This window comes from Streptomyces sp. NPDC048718 (genome assembly GCF_043198875.1).
Taxonomy (GTDB): Bacteria; Actinomycetota; Actinomycetes; order Streptomycetales; family Streptomycetaceae; genus Streptomyces.
This window is the reverse complement of the sequence record NZ_JBICVG010000012.1, coordinates 161144-181692: the sequence shown is the minus strand read 5'-3', so window position 1 is coordinate 181692 and position 20549 is coordinate 161144. Positions and strand designations below refer to the sequence as shown.

Genomic DNA, 20549 nt, shown 5'->3' with positions numbered 1-20549 from the left:
GGGCCGACGGACTACACCACGAATACGCGCGCCTGCTGGATGTGGCCCATTCACATGCCCTTCACCATGGGCACCTCGTCCGTATCCCGGACACGGGGCCTGGACTGCGGCGCCGGGCTCCGTATCCTCTGCGCAACGGGGCTCATGGGAGGGGCCCGAGCGCCGGAGGGTGGTGGACACGTGACGACAGCGCCGCTGCGGCCTGCGCCGGTGGGCCGGGAGGAACTCCTCGCCCGCTTGGACCACGTCCTGCGTCATCGGGGCCAGGCGCTGCTCACCGGTCCCGCCGGCGTCGGCAAGACCGAGGTCGCTCTCGCCATGGCCGCCCGCGCGGAAGCGCGGGGCGAGACCGTGCTCTGGCTGTCCACGCTGCCGGCCGACCGTGAGATATCCGGGGCGGCCGCGGCGGCCCTGGTCGCCTCGGTCGCCACCACCCTCGCCGGACAGGCGCCGGTCACCACCGGCGGACGCCGGCGGGTGGTGACCGCCGATCCGCAGGGCGGGAGACGGAGGGTGCCGGCGCCCCGTTCGCGCCCGCCCCACCCCGAGCTCGCGGCCCTGGAGGCCTCGACAGGACCGGGCCCGGCCTCCCCTTCCGGGAACGGCTCCGGCCCCGGACTCGAACCCGGACCCGGCGCGGGTTCCGCTTCGGGCTCCGGTTCCATTGCCATTTCCGGTTCCGGCTCCGGTTCCGGCTCGGACCCCGGTTCCGGATCTCGCTCCGTTCCGGCTTCCGTTCCGGCTTCCGCCGCTGCCGCGGCGCCCCGCGGCCGGCTCCGCTCCTCCGCTTCCTCGGCCGTCCCGCTCGGAGTGACCGCCTCGGGAATCCTCGAAGGGCTCCCCGGGCCGCAGCGGGCCGCCGTCGCCGTGCTGTGCCGTGAGGCCCCGCCCCAGGACGGGGGCCGGGATCCGATCGCGCTGCGCCTCGGCATCGCCGGGATCCTGCGGACGCTGACCGCGCGGGGCCCCGCGCTGCTCGTCGTCGACGGTGTCCAGAGCATCGATCCGGACAGTGCCGATCTGCTCCGCTTCGCCCTCCACTTGGCGCCGCCCGCGCTGCGGGTGATCGCCGTCGAGACCCCCGAGGCGTACGGCACCGGCGCCCCCGGAGAGGCCGGGTGGTCCTCCGGCGGCCCGGACCATCCGCACGACACTCGGCTGTGGGTGCCGTCCGAGGCGGACGTGCTGCTGGTTCCGCCGCTCCAGGCCGACGAGATCGCCGAACTCCTCATCCATCACCGGCTGCCGTCCCGGATGGCCGGCCGTGTCCACAAGGCCAGCGGCGGCAATCCGCGGCTCGCGCTCGCGGTCGGCCGCTCGCTGGCCGACGCCCGGACCCCGGTGCATCACGCCGAGGCGCTGACCCTGTCGGGGCGGGCCCGGGACCTGGCCCGGCAGTTGCTCGGGGCCGCGCCGGACGGGGTGCGCGAGACCCTGCTCCTGGCGGCGCTCGCGCTGCGGCCCACGGCCACGCTGATACGGCGGGCCGGGCGGCCCGACGCGGAGGCGGACCTGGCGGCGGCCGAACGGGCCGGGCTGGTCTCGCTCGCCGAGGACGGCACGGTCGCGTTCACGGCCGGGCTGCTGCCGTCGACCCTCGTCCATGACGCCTCCTGGGCCCGGCGCAGCGCGGGACACGCGGCGCTTTCCGGGGTCGTCGACGACGCGGTGGAGGCGATACGTCACCGGGCGCTGGCCACCGACGCGCCACAGGAGGAGCTGGCGGCCGAACTCGCGGAGGCGGCCTCCGTCGCACGGCGGCGCGGCAACAGTCCGCTGGCGGCCGAACTCGCCCTGCTGGCCGCCGAGACGACGCCGGGAAGGGACGCCAAGCAGCGGATCTGCCGACTGACCGACGCCGCCGAGGAGGCCGCCCGGGCCGGCCGCGCCGATCTCGCGATGCGTGCCGCGGCGGACCTGCTCGCCCGGGACGCGTCGCCCGCCGACCGGGTGCGCGCCCGGCTCGCCGTCCTCGACACGGCGGGACAGGGTCTGGCAGGGCTCGACGAGATGTACGTCCACGCGCTGGAGGACTCCGAGGGCGACACCGCGCTACGGGCCGCCGTGCGGCTCCGGCTGGCCGTCAAGTACGTGGTGGCGAACGGCGATCCGGCCCGCTCCCGGCTGGCCGCGATGGCCGCGGCCGAGCTGGCGGGGTCGATCGGCGACAGCCGTACGACCGCCGAGGCCCTGACTCTCCAGGCCCGGATGGAACGCGCGCTCGGTTCGCCGGGCGCGGAGACGGTGCTGGCGCGGGCGCGCGAACTGGAGACGGCCGAGCGCCCGGCCGGAGTCCACAACGCCGCACAGATTCTGACGATCCGTCACGCGCTGTTCGACGGGCGGCTGGTGGAGGCCCGGTCGCAACTGGGCGCTCTGCTGCCCCTCGTCCAGCGGCGCGGCTCGGTCGAGGACGCGATCGAACTCCTCATCACCCTCGCGGAGATCGAGTCGCGCATCGGACCGTGCGCGGCCGCCCTGACGCATGCCGGACAGTCCCTCGCGCTGACCCTGGAGGCGGGTCTGTCCCCGGGGCCCGCCTGGTACGCGCTGGCGCTCGCCGAGACGGCGGGCGGCAGCTTCGCCCGCGCGGCCAGCTATGCCCGGCGCAGCGTGCAGGCGTCGGAGGAGGAGGGCGACCGGGTCTTCCTGTCGCGCAGCCTGTACGCGCTCGGCCGGGTCCAGCTCGTGAACGGGGACGTGACCGCGGCTCTGGAGAGCCTGCGCCGGGTCGAGGCGAACGAGCGCGCCCAGTCCACCGTGGACCCGTCGATGCTGCGCTGGCACGAGGAGCTCGCCGAGTCGCTGCTCGCGCATGACGACGTGGCCGCCGCCCGGGCGGTGCTCGCGGAGGTGCGGCCGGTCGGCGAGCGGCTGGGCCGGGCCCGGGTGCTGCTCGGCTGCGACCGGGCGTACGCGCTCTGCCTGGCCGCCGAGGGCCGTACGGACGAGGCGGCGGAACTGCTCGCGGGCACGGCGAGCCGGTTCGCGGACGCGGAGCTGCCCCTGGAGCAGGGGCGGGCGCTGATGGCGCTGGCCCGGGTGGAGAGGCGACGGCGGCGGCGTTCGGCGGCGCAGACGGCGCTCCAGTCGGCGGCGGCGGTGTTCGAGCGGGCCGGGGCGGTGCCGTGGACGGCGCTGGCCGTGGAGCCGCACGGCGGCGTCCCGGCGTCCGAGGTTCCGGCCCACGAGGAGAGCCTGCCCGCACTGTCCGTGCTCACGGAGGCGGAACTGCGGCTCGCGCTGCTGGTGGGCCAGGGCGCGAGCAATCAGGAAGCGGCGGCCAAGCTGTATCTGAGCGTGAAGACGGTCGAGGCACGGCTGACCCGCATCTACCAGAAGCTGGACGTCCGCTCGCGCGCCCAGCTCGCGACGGCGCTGCGACCCTGAGGCCCGTACCCGGCCCGACGGCCGCACGGCCCGGCTGCCGCACGGGTCCTGCCGCCGCGCCGCCGTGAGGCCTCGCCGGCCGGCCGGCCGGCCCGCTCCGACTCCGCCTCCGCCTCCGGCAGCGATTGCGGGGGCTCCGGCCCGGCGGGACGATGACAACCGGGGACGAGGCCCCGGCCGGAGCCGGCCGCGGCACATCGCGGCCCGGTGCGCCGCCGAACCAGTCCGGCCCGCGCGGAGGTGACGCACGATGCGGTACGGGAGCGGCTCACGCGGTGGCACGCTCGGCGGCTCGCCGGTCGCGACCCGCCCGGAGGACGTCTTCAGCGATCCGGGCGCGGTGGCCGCGCGGGTGCGGGCCCGTCTGGAGGAGGAGCTGGAGTCCCCCGAGTTCCCCGAGGTGACGGGCTTCGACGAGGCCACCGGAGCGGACGGGGAGCCGCCGCCCCGCATCGCGCCGGCGGTGGAGGTGGCCCGGTTCGCCCGGGAGGAGCGGGCCCGGGTGCTGGAGGCGGGGGTGAGCGGTCTGGAAAAACTGGCGGCCGGGCGGGCGGACGCGATCGACGAGGACGAGTACGTGGGTGTGGCGGCGATCGTCCTCCTGGAGGGCCGGCCCGCGATCCCGGTGCGCGGGCGGAACTTCGCCCCGCCGCCGGAGACCTGGGCGGTGCTCGACGGCGAACGGGCGGCGATCGGCGCGTCGCTCGCCGCGGTCGGCCGAGTGGTGGTCGGCGGGCACCCGAGTCTGGACTGGATCGGCACGGCTTTCCTGGCGGGGCCGGAGGTGGTACTGACGACCCGGCGCGTGGCCGCGGAGTTCTGTCGTGCCGACGACACGGGCTGGGCGTTCCGCCCCGGGATGACGGCGCGGCTCGCTCCCGGCGAGAAGCTGCCCGCGCATCCGGCGCCCGGCCCCGTGGCGGCGGCCGAGCAACTCCCGTACGAGATCACCGGGGTGATCGGGGTGCACCCGGACGCCGACCTCGCGCTGCTGCGGCTCGCTCCGCCCACCGGTGAGCCGCGCCCGGACCCGCTCGCGATCGCGGCGGACGCGCCGGCGGACCTGCCCGGCCGGGCGGTGTACGTGATCGGCTATCCGGCCGGGGACGGGCGCCGCGACGAACCGGAGACGATGCGCCGTATCTTCATGGACGCCTACGATCTGAAGCGGCTCCAGCCGGGCCGGGCCACCGGCTTCTCGCCGGGCGCCCTGGAGCTGTGGCACGACTGCTCGACGCTCGGCGACAACGGTGGCGCCCCGGTCGTCGACCTCGCCGATCACCGGGTCCTCGGGCTGCACACCGGCGGGCGCTACCGGGTCGGCAATGTCGCCGTGCCCCTGTGGGAGCTGGTGGACGATCCGCTGCTCGCCCGCGCGGAGGTCAACTGGGTGTGAGCGGCGCCCTCATCGGGCGGCGGCCATCATCGCGAGGAGCCGCGAGAGGTCCCGCTCGAAGGTGTACTCGCGCAGCAGTGTGGTGGGCGTGCCGGACGCGTCGAGCCGCCAGAGGAAGTGGTAGAGGACGGGCTCGCCACCCTTGACCCGGCGCATCACGACGGACCCCAGGTCGCCCGAGGATCCAACGGACGGGAAGGTCACGTCGTCCACGGAGTCGCCGACGCTCTGCCCGCTCTGCTTCAACGCCCGGAATCTGTCCATGAAATGACGCTTCGTCAATACGACTGTACGGCCCTCCTGATCGACCCGCACGTTCTCGAACTCGGGGTCGTACAGGACGTCGAGGAGCTCGGTGTCGAGGACGAGCCCGGCCTCCAGATAGGTGCGCATGCGGGCGATCAGCCGCTGCGCCAGGGCCTGTTCGGTGTCCAGGTGCATGGTGACGGTGTCCTCTCGGCGGGATGGAGTGGGTGACGGGATCCACCGTGCCGGGTGGCACCGACGGATCACCGACATCCCGCCGACGCCTTCCGCGAGAGGCAGCCGATGCCGTGCCAGCCGTCAGACTTCAGACTTCAGACTTCAGGCGTCGGACAGCAGACCGAAGACGGGGCGCAGACCGTGCGGGCGGCGGTCGACCGGAAGCGGGTCGACGAAGTGCACACGGGCGCCGAGCGCGACGGCCCCGCCGTCGGCCCTGCGGTCGTCGCCGACCATCAGCGTCTCGGCCGGGTCGAGACCGAGTTCCCGGCAGGCATAGCGGAAGATGGCCGGGTCCGGCTTCTGCGCGCCGACCTCGAAGGAGAGGGCGAACACGTCGATCCACTGGTCGAGTCCGTGGACGCGGAACACCGGCCGCAGGTCCCAGGCGATGTTGCTGACGACGGCGACGGATACACCGGCGCGGCTCAGTTCGGCGAGGGTGCGGGCGGTATCGGGATACGGGTGCCATGCCTCGGGCGTCTTGTGGCGCTCGTAGAGCGCGTCGGTCAGCTCCGGGTCCGTCACCCCGGACGCGTGGATCAGTCCGGTGTACGCGGCACGGTGCCGTTCGGCATCCAGGTCGCGCTCCTCCCACAGCCGCTCCAGCCGGGCGGGCACCTCCCGTGGCGCGGGGCCGCCGGGCAGCGCGCCATGGTGGGTGAGGCGCTCCACGGTATGGGCGAACGCGTCGCCGGAGAGCCGCGCGCCGGTCGCGGCGAGCCCCGCGTCCAGCCAGTGCGCGATGGACTCGACACGCAGCAGCGTGCCGGAGAAGTCGAACATGACGCCTTTGATCACCCTCCGATCGTAGAACGCGAAACCGACGACACCAGGAGGGAACTACGGGAAACCTTTCCGCGTTATACCCCCCATGGGTATGTCGAAAGCAGACGTGGCGCAAGCCCACGGCGAGGAGGCGACGGTGCAGGGGACCACGACACAGGACGGCGCGGCGCGCGAGGAGCGGGGCGTGTCGGACGGCGGCGCGCCACGGCGGCGGCTGGCGGCGCTCCAGCCGGAGCAGGCCACCGGGAAGGCCCGCGAACTGCTCGCCGACATCGTCGAACGGCACGGCTCGGCGGGTGAGATGGTGTCGACGATGGCCCACTCCCCCGCGGTCCTGGAGGGCTATCTCAGCCTGTCCCGCGCCACGAAGCGGGTGAAGATCCCCCGGGCCCTGAGCGAGAAGATCTCCCTCGCGGTCCAGGAGTGGATCGGCTGCGGCACCTGCCGCCAGGCCCATGTCGACGCCGCCCGGGCCGCCGGTCTGCACGACAGCGACATCGAACTGGCACGTCAGGGCACCTCCACCGACGCCCGCGAGGCCGCGTTGATCGCCGTCGCCCTGAAGGTCCTCGTGGAGCCGAGCGCGCTGGGCGACCAGGACGTGGCGGAGCTGCGGGAACACGGCTGGAGCGACCGGATCATCGCCGAGGTGGTGTCGGTGGTGACCCTCAACATGCTCACGGGCGCGTTCAACCTGCTGGCCGGGATCCAGCCCGCGGACGACGACGAGGCGTAAGAACGGCGCGCGGAAGCGGGGCACGGGAGGCGGGAGACGGGAGTCCGGACGCGGTTGACCGTACGCGAGAAGCGGGACGGTCCGGTCCGGCCCACCCGCCCCGTACGCCGTCCGGTCCAGGAATCCCCTGCCGCCCGGGCCCGCTCGTGATTCGATGGGCGGACCCGCACGGCCCGCCGACCATCGGAGCGTCCATGCCTTCTCGCCCGCTCACCGTCGCCGTCCTCGGCACGGGGATCATGGGAGCCGCCATGGCCCGCAACCTGGCTCGGGCCGGGCACACCGTACGGGCCTGGAACCGGACCCGCGAGCGCGCCGAACCGCTGACGAAGGACGGGGCGCACATCGCCGACACCCCGGCCGAGGCCGTCACGGACGCCGATGTCGTCCTGACGATGCTGTACGACGGGCCGGCCGCCCTCGACGCGATGCGCCAGGCGGCACCCGGTCTGCGCGCCGGGACGGTGTGGATGCAGTCGACCACCGCCGGACTCGACGGCCTCGCCGAACTCGCCGACTTCGCCCACACCCACGACCTGCTCTTCTACGATGCCCCCGTGCTCGGCACCAAGGCCCCTGCCGAGGCCGGGGAGTTGACCGTCCTCGCCGCCGGGCCCGAGGCCGGCCGGGAGACGATCGGCCCCGTCTTCGAGGCCGTCGGCACCCGCACGGTGTGGACCGGGGAGGACGGCGCGAGCGGCTCCTCGACCCGGCTCAAGCTGGTCACCAACAGCTGGGTCCTCGCCGTCACCAACGCGGCCGGCGAGGTACTGAACCTGGCCGGGGCGCTCGGCGTGGATCCGGGCGCCTTCTTCGACACCATCGACGGCGGCGGGCTCGACATGGGCTATCTGCGTGCGAAGACCGCGCTGATCCTGGAGGACCGGCTGACGCCCGCGAACTTCGCCGTGACGACCGCCGCCAAGGACGCGCGGCTGATCGTCGAGGCCGGCCGCCGGTACGGGGTGCGGCTCGACGTCGCCGAGGCCGGCGCGGCGCGCTTCGGCCGGGCCGTCGCCCAGGGGCACGGCGACGAGGACATGGCCGCCGCGTACTTCGCCGGTTACGACGCGGACGCCGAACTCGAGCGGGTACACCGTGAGGTCGGCACCCGCGAGGTGCCGGACGGCACCGCCGACACGGTACTTCTGCGCCGTACGTACGAGACCGGTGCCGCCGGCCTGTGGGACGCGCTCACCACGCCCGGACGGCTCGGCCGCTGGTTCCTGCCGGTCACCGGCACACTCGCGCCCGGCGGGCACTACCGGCTCGAAGGCAACGCGGCCGGCGAGATCCTGGAGTGCGTCGCCCCCGAACGGCTGCGCCTGTCCTGGCTGTTCGGCCCCGACCCGGGACTGAGCGAGGTCACCGTCCGGCTCACCCCGGCCGGCCCCACCCGTACGGTGCTCGAACTGGAGCATCTGACCGTCGCCTCCCCCGAGTTCCGGGCCCGCTACGGACCGGGGGCCTCGGGTGTCGGCTGGGACATGGTCCTGCGCGCCCTGGCCCGGCACCTCACGGACGCCACGCTCAGCCGGGCCGAGGCGACGGCGTGGGAGACCTCCGCGGAAGGGCGCGCCTTCCTCACCCACGCGGGCGAGGCATGGGGAGCCGCGTACGCGGCGGCGGGAGCGGACGCCCGGACGGTGGAGTCGACGACGGCGGCGACGATCGCGTTCTACACCGGCGAACCCGCCCGGTAGGACCCCGCGGGCCGGGCGGCGCCGACCCGACGACCAAGGCCCCATCACCCCGACCCGGCCCACCCCGACCCGGCCCAGCCAGACCTCCCGAGCCGCGTCGGCCCGTCAGCCCCGGATGAGCGCCATCAGCTCGTCGTGGGTCCGCTGGTCGGCCGCGGCCACGAGCCCGCGGCCCGGCCGTCCCGGCTCCCCGAGCGGCTGCCCGTCGATGCCGGTGACGACACATCCGGCGGCCCGGCACAGCGCGATGCCGGCGGCGAAGTGGACCGTGTCGGCGAGATCACCGCCGTCCGTGACGTACGCGGCGCGCCTGCCCGCCGCGACCCAGGCGACGGCCAGCGAGGAGGAGACGACCCGGGGACGGAATCCGGCGGCGAAGCCGGGGTGGGCGAGCAGGTCCACGGCGCGGAAGCCGGGCGCGTTCGGGAAGGGCGCGTCCAGGTTGACGTCCACCAGGCGCCCGGCGGCAGACGGCGCGAGCGGGGTGTCCGCGCCGTCGCGGCGCACCCGGGCCACCTGGCCGTCGGTCCAGTAGACCTCGCCGGCGAAGGGGTCGGCCACGGCGGCGGCGCCACCGCCGAGGGCCACGTTGACGGCGACGACCATGGTGCCGTGGGCGTAGTTGAGGGTGCCGCACAGCGGGTCGACGTACCACTGCCGTCCGGCCCCGGCGACGCCCTGCTCGCCCCCCTCCTCGCCGAGCACGCCGTCGTCGGGCCGGGCGGCACGGAGCACGTCCAGGATCGCCTGTTCGGCGGCGAGGTCGGCGGAGGTGGCGAAGTCCCCGCCGCCCTTGTCGATCCGGTCGAGACGGCGGCCGTAGAGGTCGCGTACGACCCCGGAGCCGGCGCGGGCGGCGGCGATGGCCACCTCGGCGTCGTCGGCGAGCACGAGATCGCGGGCGTCGAAGGCGTCACGAAGATCCCCGACGGGGGCGGAGGCATGCGTCATGCCGCCACACTAGCGCCGGGCCACCCCGGGACATTCGCCCGGCACTCCCACCGACGACGTCCTGAACTCCTGTCCGAGAAACCCCAACTCGCCTCATTGCGACGGCCCTTGCAACGACGGGCCCACCACCCCGGCCGGGGCTCCCCGCGCGGGGGCGCACACCCGGTCATGGTCCCCGGGCCCGCTCGCGGCGCTCTGCCCGCGGGCGCGGACCGGCCCGAGTGGCGGTCCGCTTCACCACCCCGTATGACCCCCGCTTGCGGGGTGCGGACCGCCGGGTTTGAGTGGGAGTGCCCCAGCCCCGCTCGAACCCGGCGGTCCGTGGTGGGCGGCCACCCTCCCCACCAGGAGCTTCAGATGTCGATGGCGTTCGGTTCCCCTTTCGGTCCCTCCGATCCGTTCGGCGATCTGCTGAACCGGTTCTTCGGGATGTCACCGGCGTCCTCGCCTCCGGCCGTCCAGCGTGTCCCCATCGGGCGGCTGCTCACCGAGTCGTCGCGCGAGCTGCTCGGGCTCGCCACCCGCCGGGCGGTCGAGGACGGCACCACGGACCTGGACACCGAACATCTGCTGTGGGCGGCCACCCAGGTCGAGCCGTCCCGGCGGATCCTGGAGCGGGCCGGGGTGGACCCGGAGCGGCTCGCCGGACGGATCGCCGGGGTGCTGCCCCGCGAGTCCGGCGAGCCGTCGTCCGAACCGGGTCTCACCCCGGCCGCCAAACGCACCCTGGCCGCCGCGCACGCCTACGCGCAGGCCGCCGGGGTGTCGTACATCGGTCCGGAGCACATCCTCGGCGCGCTCCTCGCGGACCCCGACTCCGGCGCCACCCGCTTTCTGCGGGCCGAGGACTTCGACGTACAGAGGCTGCGCGGGCTCGCGGAGCAGTCCGCGCGCCCCGAGAGCGCGCCCGCCGCGCCCCGGCAGCCCGCCACCTCCCTGGACGAGTACGGCCGCGACCTCACCGAGGAGGCGAGGGCGGGCAAGCTGGATCCGGTGGTCGGCCGGTCCGAGGAGATCGAGCAGACCGTGGAGATCCTCTCCCGGCGCTCCAAGAACAACCCGGTGCTCATCGGCGAGCCGGGCGTCGGCAAGACCGCGATCGTCGAGGGTCTGGCGCAGCGGATCGTGGCCGGGGAGGTGCCCGACACCCTGAAGGACAAGCGGGTCGTCTCCCTCGACCTGTCCGGGATGGTCGCCGGGGCGCAGTACCGGGGCCAGTTCGAGGAACGCCTCAAGAAGGTCATCGAGGACGTCCAGGAGGCCGGTGGCGAGATCATCCTCTTCATCGACGAGCTGCACACCGTCGTCGGGGCGGGCGCCACCGGCGAGGGCTCGATGGACGCCGGCAATATGCTCAAGCCCGCTCTCGCCCGGGGCGAACTGCATGTCGTGGGCGCGACGACCATCGACGAGTACCGCAAGCACGTCGAGAAGGACGCCGCGCTCGAACGCCGCTTCCAGCCGGTCCTGGTCCCCGAGCCGACGGTCGAGGAGACCGTGCAGATCCTGGAGGGGCTGCGCGACGCCTACGAGGCGCACCATCAGGTCCGGTTCGCCGACGGGGCGCTCGCGGCGGCGGCCCGGTTGTCCGACCGGTACATCAGCGACCGGTTCCTGCCCGACAAGGCGATCGATCTGATGGACCAGGCCGGCGCCCGGGTCCGGCTGCGCAGCGCGAGCCGTTCCACCGAGGTCGTCAGCCGCGAGGACGAACTGGCGAAGCTGCGCCGGGAGAAGGACCAGGCGGTCGCGGGCGAGGAGTTCGAGAAGGCGTCGGCGCTGAAGAAGCGGATCGCCGAGGTCGAGGGCGAGCTGGCCGGCATCGAGGAGCGGCGCGAGGGCGTCGTCTCGGTCACGGCCGGCGACATCGCCGACATCGTGTCCCGCCGTACCGGCATCCCGGTCTCCCAGCTCACCACCAGCGAGAAGGAGCGGCTGCTCCGGCTGGAGGAGGAGATGCACGAGCGGATCGTGGGCCAGGACGAGGCGGTCACGGCGGTCTCCGAGGCGGTACGGCGCAATCGCGCGGGCATGGGCGACCCGAACCGCCCGGTGGGCTCGTTCCTCTTCCTCGGCCCGACGGGTGTCGGCAAGACGGAGCTGGCCAAGACACTGGCGGAGCTGCTCTTCGGCGACGAGGACCGGATGATCCGGTTCGACATGAGCGAGTTCCAGGAGAAGCACACCGTCGCCCGGCTGGTGGGCGCGCCGCCCGGATACGTCGGTTACGAGGAGGCCGGCCAGCTCACCGAGAAGGTGCGCCGTCACCCGTACAGCGTCGTCCTGTTCGACGAGGTGGAGAAGGCGCACCCGGACGTCTTCAACACCCTGCTGCAGATCCTCGACGACGGACGGCTGACCGACGGGCAGGGCCGTACGGTCGACTTCCGGCACTGTGTCGTCATCATGACGTCGAACATCGGCGCGCACCGGATCCTCGCCCATCAGGGGGACGCGGCGGAGCTGAAGGACGAGCTGATGGGCGATCTGCGGGGCCGGTTCCTGCCGGAGTTCCTCAACCGGATCGACGACATCATCGTCTTCCACAGTCTCACCGAGGCGGACCTCTCGCGGATCGTCGAGCATCTCCTCGACCGCAGCAAGCACCGGGTCCACGCGCAGGGCATGACGCTCAAGGTCACGGAGGCGGCGAAGAAGCTGCTGGTCGCGCATGGCTACCAGCCGGAGTTCGGGGCCCGTCCGCTGCGTCGCACGATCCAGACCGAACTGGACAACCGTGTCGCCTCCCTGCTGCTCGGTGGGAGTGCCGAGCCCGGGGACACGATCGTCGCGGACGTCGTCGACGACTCGCTGCACTGCTCGATCCGCAAGGCGGAGGCGACGGCGGGAGCGACGGATCCGGCGGAGAAGGGCTCTGCGGCAGGCGAGGCCAAGGCCGCCTGAGGCAAGGGGATTTCGATGGCGCGGATGGTGGTGGAGGGCGAGGAGATCGTGGTCCGGCTCGGTCCGGGCGAGATCCCGGCGGCCCGTCGCCGTACGGTCCGGCTGCCCGTCTCGGCGCTGCGCCGGGTCGGTGTCGAACCCGACTGGTGGCGGGTCCTGCGGGGTGAGGCCGGGCCCGGGCGGTGGCTGCCGGGACGGTGCGTGGGGGTCCGGCACGGCCCATCCGGCACGGACTTCACGGCCGTGCGGTCCGGCGGTCCGGTGCTCTGGATCGAGCTGGCCCCCGGCGCCCCCTTCAGCCGGGTGGCCGTCTCGGACCCCACCCCCGACACCACCGCGCGGACGCTGCGCGGTCTGCTGCCGAGAGGGCTGCACGAGCGTCGGGAGACGGTGTGACCGGCCCCGCCCTCATACGTGTGCCACGTGCGCCCGCCCCGTACCGGGAGTGCCGGTACGGGGCGGGCGAAGCACCGGGCGAGGCCGGGGCCGCGGGCCTCGCGTGCCCGGGGCCCGGTCCGAAGCGCCGTCAGACGCGGTCGGCGGCGATCAGCACGTACTGGAAGGAGCCGTCCTTGTAGGACTCGATGAACGCCTCCTCGATGCCGGTGACCAGCGAGGACGTGGCACGCAGCTCCCAGTACGGCAGGGTGTCGGGGGTCAGGTCGATGATCGTGTTCGGCACCAGCCGGTTGTCGGCCATGGCCCGCAGGTACTCGCGACGGGAGTGGATGTTGCACTCGAAGTGGGCGTTGATCTGCGAGACCCACTTGGAGGGCTGGCCGTACTTCGGGTTCCAGCAGCCGGTGATCGTGACGTAACGGCCGCCGACCTCGAGGATGCGGGAGTGCTCGGCGAACAGGTCGTGCAGGTCGACGTACATGCTGGACTCGTTGTTCCACGAGCCGGCGGCCTGCCCGGTCTCGAACGGGGTGTCGAGCATGTTGCAGACCCGGGCCTGGACGTGGCCCTCGATACCGAGTTCCTTGGCGCGTCCGTTGGCGAAGTCGGCCTGCTTGGCGGAGAGGGTGACACCCTCGACCTGGCAGCCGAAGCGCTGGTGGGCCATGACCATGGAGCCGCCGCGGCCGCAGCCCGCGTCCACGAGGAGGTCGTCGGACCCGATGGCGCCGAGGTTGTCGAACAGGACGTCGGCCTGCGCCGACTCCAGCCGGTGCAGCTCGGCGATCAGCTTCTTCTCGTAAGCGCTGTCCGAGGGGTCACCGAGGGCCGCCCGGTCGATCTCACCGACGCCGTAGTGGTGGTGGTACAGCCCGTCGACATCGCCGAGGCGCAGGTTCACGGGCCTGGCCTCGTTGTTCCAGTAGCGGGCGATGTCCCCCTGGTACGGGGTCGTCGGCGACGGGACGAACGTGGAGGTGCCGTCGGCGGTGGTGAACTCGGTGCTGGTCACAGATGTAGGTTCCGTTTCTTACCAGAAGTCGGGAAGGCTGTAGCGGTAGGTGTTGGTCTGGTGCCAGTAGTGGTTGCCGTCGACCCAGGCGGCGACGCCCTTGAGGAAGCGCGCCACGGTGGGTACGGGGCAGGCGGCGGCCAGTTCGGCGGCCGCGGCCTCGAAGGAGCGCATGAGGTCGTTGTGGACCTCGACCGCCTTGAGATAGGCGTCCTTCTCGGAGCTGCCCTCGCGGTCGGCGATGACCACCGGCAGGTTGAGGTGCCTGCCGGGACTGTTCTGCTCCTTGGTGTAGGAGTAGAGGTCGTTGACGATGGTCGTCGCGTTTCCGGCCAGGGCGATCACCCGCTGCATGGCGGGCTGGGCATGCAGGTCGGCGGGCAGTTCGTAACCGCCGACGCTGTCGGTGATGGTGGGGCAGGGGCGGAAGTTGTTGAACTGGCGCATCGCCAGGTACTCCCACACCTCGGGTACGTGGTCGGTCTCGGCCCACGCGGCCTCGGCGAGGTACCCCAGGTGCAGCCGGGCCATGTCGTGCCGGAACCGGTCCGCCTGGGAGGGCGTGGCCAGTGCCGTGAAGTACTCCATGGCGGAGCGGTAGGCCCGCCGGGGCGCGTCGGAGTACAGCGAGTCCGCCCAGGCCGGCTGGTACTCCCGCGTGGTGTGCAGCGGGTCGAGCGCGGTGTGCGCGAGGAGCAGCCGACTGCCGAGACCGACGGGCGAGCCGCCGTGGTCCTCGCAGTAGCAGTCGTCCACCGCGTTCTCGGCGACCATGAGCCGGGTGGCGGCCATGAGGTGGTCGATGGTCGGGGCGTCAGGGTGGCAGGCGACCATGTAGCGCCCCACGGAGAAACCGTCGAACTGGTCCTCCCACTCCGGGGGGTACGCCTGGACCTCGTCGACCGCCCAGTCCTTGATCCGGCGGCTGACCTCCTCGACCCGCGCGGGGTCGGGTTCGGCGATGGGGTGGTAGTAGAGGCCCGGGATCGGGGTCCCGTCCGCCGGGTCGACGGGCAGGGAGGGCGGGGCCGCCGGGATCTCGGTGACCACCGAGACCGGCGGCGCGAGCGGCTCCGGGCGCCGCGCGAGGAACAGGCTCGCGGTGCCGAGACCGCTCGGTCCGCGCAGGATCCGGGTCAGGTCGAGGCCGGCGGGTGCCGGGGCGTCGGCGTGCCCGGCCTCCGGTACGGACCCGGCCCGCAGCGCGGCTCCGGCCTGCGGTTGCGGCCCGGCGAGCGGCACCGGTCCGGCCTGCGGCACGGATGCGGTCGCGGGTACGGGACCGGCCTCGGGCGCCGCACCGGGGGCCGGTCCGGAACCGGACGCGGCCCCGGCCACCGGGAACAGAACGGTCGGCGGGCCGGGCAGGAAGGGTGGGGCGGGCGGGTCGGGCAGGCGCGACTGCCCGTGGGCAAGCCCGGGGTCGGGCATCCGTGGCTCCTTGCTGGGGTGGGTGGGGGCCCGGTCCGGTCGGTCCGGGCCGGTGCGGCGTTCGGACGGTTCCGTTCCGGACGGGCCCGGGGTGCCAGGGGCTGTCCGGTGGATCAGGGTCGGACAGGCCGGGGCGTCTGGTGCATGAGGTCTCCCCAGGCCCGCCAGGGCCCAGGGGACGGATGGCAAGGCGCCGGAGTGTCTTGACAGCGGAACCGTTCAGGCAGTTCGGCGACGCGGCCAGGTGCCGTGCCAGGTGTCACGGCCCCGGCCGGGATCCGCCGGACAGCCCCTGGGGGCCCGGAGTCCCGCGGGGCCCGGGAGTCGGGCCTTGCGGGCCACGGCGCCCGCAGGCTCAGTTCCTGCGGGCGATCTGGACGTTCTCCAGGACGCCGAGCGCGTCGGGCACGAGGATCGCGGCCGAGTAGTAGGCGGTGACGAGGTAGGAGATGATCGCCTGCTCGTTGATGCCCATGAAGCGCACGGACAGGCCCGGCTCCAGCTCCTCCGGGAGACCGGTCTGGTGCAGACCGATGACGCCCTGGTTGTCCTCGCCGGTACGCATGGCGATGATCGAGCTGGTCTGCTCCCGGCTGATCGGGATCTTGTTGCAGGGCAGGATCGGGACCCCGCGCCAGGCCGGGACCAGCTGGCCGCCGAAGTCGACGTGGTCCGGGTAGAGCCCGCGGGAGTTGAACTCGCGGCCGATCGCGGCGATCGCCCGGGGGTGGGCGAAGAAGAGCTTCGTGCCGCGGCGGCGGCAGAGCAGCTCGTCGAGGTCGTCCGGGGTGGGCGGGCCGGAGTGGGTCTGGATGCGCTGCTTGAAGTCGGCGTTGGCCAGCAGACCGAACTCGGGGTTGTTGACCAGCTCGTGCTCCTGGCGCTCGCGCAGCGCCTCGATGGTCAGCCGGACCTGCTCCTCGGTCTGGTTCATCGGGCCGTTGTAGAGGTCGGCGACCCGGCTGTGGACCTTGAGGACGGTCTGCGCGACCGACAGCTCGTACTCGCGCGGGTTGACCTCGTAGTCCACGAAGGCGCCGGGGAGTTCGGCCTCGCCGACATGGCCGGCGGACAGGGCGATCTCGGCCTCGCCGTGGCGGTTCTGCCGCTGCTGGGGCAGCGAGCTGAACGCCTCGATGTGCTCCCGGAGGGTAGGAGAGGCGTCGCGGACGGCGGCGAGGTCGGCCCGGGAGAGGGTGAGCAGGGTGCCGGGCGTCTCGGCGGTGGCGGTGTAGTCCCACTGGGCGTCGGCGTCCAGCAGCGCGTTCTCGCCGAAGCGGTCGCCGTCGGCGAGGACGGCGACGGCGACCTCGTCGCCGTACTTGCCGGAGGAGGTCTGGTTGACGCGGCCGTGGGCGATCAGGTGGATCTGGTCGGCAGGGGTGCCGCGCTCGACCAGGACCTCGCCGGCGCGGAAGTCACGCTGGACGCAGCGACGGGCGAGCTCGTTGAGTACCTCCTCGTCCTCGAAGCCGCGCAGCAGGGCGAGTTCACCGAGTTCGCGGGGAATGACCCGGACGGTGGATCCGTCCTGGACGAACTCGATGACACCGTCGCCGACGGTGTAGGTGAGGCGGCGGTTCACCCGGTAGGTGCCGCCCTTGGTCTCCACCCAGGGAAGCGTGCGCAGCAGCCACCGGGAGGTGATCTCCTGCATCTGCGGGGCGGACTTGGTGGTGGTGGCGAGGTTACGGGCCGCCTCGGTGCTGAGGCTGGACTGCGGCCGGGACGGCGCCGGTGCGGTGTCCTGGCCGGTCACAACGGTCATGGGGCGTGCGCTCCTTGGGGGAAGAGGACGTGCGGACGTACGGGGCGCGGCACCGCGGGCCTACGGGAGCCGAGGGGCTGCCGGCCTGCGGGAACCGCGAGAGCTGCGGGGAACTACGAGGGGGAACCGCAGGGGAACTTCTGGGCACTGCGGGCACTGCGGGCACTGCGAAACACGGAAATACAGGGACAAATTCTGGGAAATCCGCCCCAGATCCCGAGGAACAGTAACCGTCGGCGACCCCTGCTCGTGGGACGAGAGCGGGGCCATTACCCCAATGCAGTGATCTTGCGGGGACGGAGGTTTAAAAGGCGGACAACCACATTCACGCCACCTGGCGCCCCACGCGCCCAGCGCGCGGCCCCAGGCCGCACGCCTCCGACAACCCCGCGCACAAACCAGCGAATTGACGGCCTCTCAGGTGAGGGAGGCGTACGGCGATCGCGCGGGAGCGGTCGCGCGCCGACGGCCGATCGAGTGGACCGCGCGGGGAGAAGATATTTCCGGCCGGGGCGCACCACGACCGCCCGACGGACCGTCCACCGTCGATCCGTCGCCGTACGGCGTCAACAGAGCACCTCTGGATGTCACCCTCGGCTCGTCACGGTCGGTAGACCGCGTGTCGCGACGCCGGCCGGAACGCCACCGACTGAAACACCCGTTCGGCGGGTAAGGCGCCCATGATCACGATCCATCGGAGGGGAGCCAGAAGGATGCGGGAAGAACGGAACGACAGCGCCGGGCAGGACGTGCTGTCGGCGGCGGAGCTGTTCGACGGGCTCGGGCTGGACTACGAGAAGGCGTTCGGGCGGCTGCCGGCCCAGCGGGCCGCGGTCGAGTGGCTCACCGCCCGCCTGGAGCCGGGGGCGCGGGTCCTCGACGTCGGCAGCGGTACCGGCCGTCCGGTCGCCGAGCTGCTCACCGGGGCCGGCTGCGAGGTCACCGGCATCGACGTGTCCGCGACGATGGTCGCCCTGGCCCGCGAGCAGGTTCCGGGGGCGCGCTTCGAGCAGCGCGACATCCTCGGATACGAGCCGCCCGCGGGCGGTTTCGACGCCGTGTGCGCGTTCTTCCCGCTGCTGATGATGAGCCGCCCGGAGGCGGCCGCGGCGCTGCGGCGCATGGCCGGCTGCCTGGCACCCGGTGGCTGGCTGGTGAGCGCCACGGTGCCGGCGGACGTGGCGGAGGCCGAGATCGTCTGGATGGGCCGGCGGGCCCGGGTGTCCAGCGTCTCCGCCGAGGAGTACCTGCGGCAGCTGCGGGAGGACTGCGGTCTGGAGATCCACCACCACGAGCTGTCGGTCTTCCAGCCGGACGACCTCGCCGCCGCCCCGGAGGAGCACCTGTTCTGTTACGCGCGCAAGGCCGCCGCGTAGATCCTGATCCGAAAGAAGGACCCCAGGGCGTATTTCGCCATCAAGGCCCGGGAATTCGCGCCGATCCCGGGCCTGTGAGGCTCTTCCTTCCCGGGCATCCGGCCGAAAGCATTCCGAACCGGTACCTCGCCGGCGCCATCCGGCCAGATTCAGTCGCGGCACCGCCGAGGACCAGGAGTGCGGTGATGATGCCGGAGGCGATGCGGGCAGCGATGTTCTGATGGCAGCTGGTGGTCGACGGCACCTGGGACGGGGTGGGGCCAGGGCCGGTTCGCGCTCATGCCGTTCGCTAGCGCACGTCGACTCCCGCCGGGGTGTCCTCGTCCTCGCGGGCACCGCCGATGAAACCGCCCGACTGGTGCCGCCACAGCCGCGCGTAGGCGCCGTCGGCAGTCAACAGCTCCTGGTGCGCGCCCTGTTCGACGATCCGGCCGCGGTCGAGGACGAGCAGCCGGTCCATTCCTGCGACTGTGCTCAGCCGGTGGGCCACGACGAGGGCGGTACGGCCCTCCATCAGCCGCCACAGTGCTTCCTGCACCAGGATCTCGCTTTCCGAGTCGAGCGCGCTGGTCGCCTCGTCGAGCAGGAGGATGGGCGCGTCGCGCAGGATGGCCCGGGCGAGCGCGACCCGCTGGCGCTGCCCGCCGGAGAGCTTCACCCCGCGCTCCCCCACCATGGTCTCGAAGCCGTCCGGCAGCGTGTCCGCGAACTCGGTGACGTGCGCCGCCTCCGCCGCCCGTCTGATCTCGGCCTCGGTGGCATCGGGCCTGGCGAAGGCGATGTTCTCCCGCAGGGTGCGGTGGAACATGGCCGGTTCCTGCGGTACGTACGCGATCAGTCCGCGCAGGTCGGCCTGTGCCATCCGGCTGATGTCCTGGCCCCCGACGAGGATGCGTCCGGCGTCGACGTCCGCCATCCGCAGCAGCAGCCGGGTGAGGGTGGTCTTGCCGCCGCCCGAGCGGCCCACGAGCCCGATCTTCGTGCCGTTCGGCACGTCCAGGTCGAGGCCCTCGAAGAGCGGCCCGCCACCGCCGTGGGCGAAGCTCACCTTCTCGAACCGCACCTCACCCGAGCGGGAACGCAGGGGCTCGGGCTCCTTCGGGTCGCACACCTTCGGCGGGTCCAGGAGCAGTTCGGTGAACTGGGCGGCCTCCGTCATCGAGCTTTCGAGCCGCCGGTAGATCTGGTTGAACTCGAACATGATGCGGGTGGCGTTTCCGTAATAGGTGAAGGCCACCACGACGGCCTCGATTCCGTGCGAACCCGCGCCGAGGGAAATGGCCAGGACCAGACCGAGGACATTGGTGATCACGGACATCGGTGCGACAAGGGTGTCGATGCGCAGATTTCCGTAGTCCCAGGCGCGCAGGGTCACCCGCCTCGACTCCGCGACCCGGGTGCGGTGTTCGGCCGCCTCCCGCTTCTCGGCGGCGAAGGCGCGGACCGTGTCCATGTTCATCAGGCTGTCGGCGACATGGCCGGAGACCCGGGCGATGGCCGCCTCGCGGCGGTCGACCAGGGCCTGCCGGCGGCGGACCAGCGGGGCGACCCCGAAGGCGGTGAGGACGATCATCGCCAGCAGGCCGACGACGAGCAGGGGTTCGTACGTCCACAGCACCACCGACGCGAACACGAGCGGGACGAAGCTGCCCATCACACTGAAGGTGAGGGTGTCGACGAACTGCTCGAAGCGGGAGGCGAAGCTGAGAACTCGCTTGGTCAGCGAGCCGGCGAAGTTGTCGTGGAAGAACGTGGCGTCCTTGGCGAAGAGTTCGTCCATGCCGACGATGTAGAGATGCTCGATGCCATGGGCGTCGAGCCGGTTCAGACAGTGCAGCCCGACGCGCCACAGACCCTCGGAGAACAGCAGGACCCCGGCGAATCCGAGGACGTACGGCAGCAGGGCGCCGACCCCGGAGCCCGCGCCCGCGTCACCGGCGATCCGCCCGACGACCTTGGCGACGATCAGTGGCGCGACGTAGGCGATGCCGATGTTGCCCAGCGCCGGAAGCAGCATCGCGGGCACGGTCCACCGGCGCAGCCGGGACAGTTCCCGTCCGTAGTGACGTAGGGCGAGCAGCACCGCCCCCTTGCCGGGGGTGACACGCGTCGATTCAGACAATTCCATCCCAACCCTGCTGTGTCGGACCGACAGGACAGGGTCCGCAGTCTCCCTCGCCCCGCCCGCGCGGTCCACGCGTTTTCTCCCCG

Annotated in this window: 14 protein-coding genes and 1 pseudogene; 8 read left to right on the top strand and 7 right to left on the bottom strand. The window is 72.8% G+C overall.

The window, feature by feature from the left end; genetic code table 11:
- Positions 1–180 precede the first annotated feature (180 nt).
- Entirely contained in the window at positions 181–3390 is a 3210-nt protein-coding gene (locus ACGFRB_RS23175; RefSeq protein WP_393245492.1) for a LuxR C-terminal-related transcriptional regulator, read from the top strand.
- A gap of 250 nt (positions 3391–3640) precedes the next feature.
- Complete coding sequence (locus ACGFRB_RS23170; RefSeq protein ID WP_393245490.1) at positions 3641–4786, top strand: trypsin-like serine peptidase; 1146 nt, start codon at positions 3641–3643, stop codon at positions 4784–4786.
- A 9-nt stretch (positions 4787–4795) separates the two neighbouring features.
- On the opposite strand, the gene ACGFRB_RS23165 is transcribed toward ACGFRB_RS23170, so the two are convergent.
- Positions 4796–5227: a hypothetical protein gene (locus tag ACGFRB_RS23165; RefSeq protein WP_393245488.1), complete on the bottom strand. Its 432-nt coding sequence runs from the start codon at positions 5225–5227 to the stop codon at positions 4796–4798.
- A 144-nt stretch (positions 5228–5371) separates the two neighbouring features.
- The gene (locus ACGFRB_RS23160) at positions 5372–6055 is read right to left on the bottom strand and encodes an HAD family hydrolase (RefSeq protein WP_393245685.1); all 684 of its coding nucleotides are present in this window, start codon (positions 6053–6055) and stop codon (positions 5372–5374) included.
- A 94-nt stretch (positions 6056–6149) separates the two neighbouring features.
- Here ACGFRB_RS23160 and ACGFRB_RS23155 point away from each other — a divergent pair, with 94 nt between their 5' ends.
- From ACGFRB_RS23155 to ACGFRB_RS23145, 3 genes and pseudogenes are all read left to right on the top strand, one after another.
- Positions 6150–6794 (top strand): carboxymuconolactone decarboxylase family protein, encoded by a 645-nt coding sequence (locus ACGFRB_RS23155; protein WP_363004640.1) that lies wholly within the window; start codon positions 6150–6152, stop codon positions 6792–6794.
- A gap of 194 nt (positions 6795–6988) precedes the next feature.
- Positions 6989–7864: pseudogene (locus ACGFRB_RS23150) on the top strand (NAD(P)-dependent oxidoreductase); the annotation flags it as partial.
- Positions 7865–7912: 48 nt separating this feature from the next.
- Entirely contained in the window at positions 7913–8497 is a 585-nt protein-coding gene (locus ACGFRB_RS23145) for an SRPBCC domain-containing protein (protein ID WP_393245683.1), read from the top strand.
- A gap of 105 nt (positions 8498–8602) precedes the next feature.
- On the opposite strand, the gene ACGFRB_RS23140 is transcribed toward ACGFRB_RS23145, so the two are convergent.
- Positions 8603–9448, bottom strand: coding sequence for an inositol monophosphatase family protein (locus ACGFRB_RS23140; RefSeq protein ID WP_393245486.1), 846 nt, complete (start codon positions 9446–9448; stop codon positions 8603–8605).
- Positions 9449–9805: 357 nt separating this feature from the next.
- Here ACGFRB_RS23140 and ACGFRB_RS23135 point away from each other — a divergent pair, with 357 nt between their 5' ends.
- Together ACGFRB_RS23135 and ACGFRB_RS23130 are read left to right on the top strand one after the other, a co-directional pair.
- Positions 9806–12352, top strand: a complete 2547-nt coding sequence (locus ACGFRB_RS23135) for an ATP-dependent Clp protease ATP-binding subunit (RefSeq protein ID WP_393245484.1) — start codon at positions 9806–9808, stop codon at positions 12350–12352.
- A gap of 15 nt (positions 12353–12367) precedes the next feature.
- Positions 12368–12748 carry a hypothetical protein gene (locus ACGFRB_RS23130; protein ID WP_393245482.1) on the top strand — a complete coding sequence of 127 codons (381 nt, stop codon included), beginning with the start codon at positions 12368–12370 and terminating at the stop codon, positions 12746–12748.
- 130 nt (positions 12749–12878) lie between these two features.
- Here the strand turns inward: ACGFRB_RS23130 and ACGFRB_RS23125 are convergent, their stop codons facing one another.
- The 3 genes from ACGFRB_RS23125 to ACGFRB_RS23115 all read right to left on the bottom strand — a co-directional run bounded on the left by ACGFRB_RS23125 (position 12879) and on the right by ACGFRB_RS23115 (position 16962).
- Positions 12879–13763 (bottom strand): geranyl diphosphate 2-C-methyltransferase, encoded by an 885-nt coding sequence (locus tag ACGFRB_RS23125; RefSeq protein WP_363004632.1) that lies wholly within the window; start codon positions 13761–13763, stop codon positions 12879–12881.
- A gap of 18 nt (positions 13764–13781) precedes the next feature.
- Positions 13782–15194, bottom strand: a complete 1413-nt coding sequence (locus ACGFRB_RS23120; protein WP_393245480.1) for a family 2 encapsulin nanocompartment cargo protein terpene cyclase — start codon at positions 15192–15194, stop codon at positions 13782–13784.
- A 355-nt stretch (positions 15195–15549) separates the two neighbouring features.
- Positions 15550–16962, bottom strand: a complete 1413-nt coding sequence (locus tag ACGFRB_RS23115) for a family 2B encapsulin nanocompartment shell protein (RefSeq protein WP_393245478.1) — start codon at positions 16960–16962, stop codon at positions 15550–15552.
- 713 nt (positions 16963–17675) lie between these two features.
- Here ACGFRB_RS23115 and ACGFRB_RS23110 point away from each other — a divergent pair.
- Positions 17676–18338 (top strand): class I SAM-dependent methyltransferase, encoded by a 663-nt coding sequence (locus tag ACGFRB_RS23110; protein ID WP_393245476.1) that lies wholly within the window; start codon positions 17676–17678, stop codon positions 18336–18338.
- A gap of 289 nt (positions 18339–18627) precedes the next feature.
- Here ACGFRB_RS23110 and ACGFRB_RS23105 read toward each other — a convergent pair whose 3' ends face one another.
- On the bottom strand, positions 18628–20466 hold the full coding sequence (locus ACGFRB_RS23105; protein WP_393245475.1) for an ABC transporter ATP-binding protein: 1839 nt from the start codon (positions 20464–20466) through the stop codon (positions 18628–18630).
- Between the last annotated feature and the right edge of the window lie 83 nt (positions 20467–20549).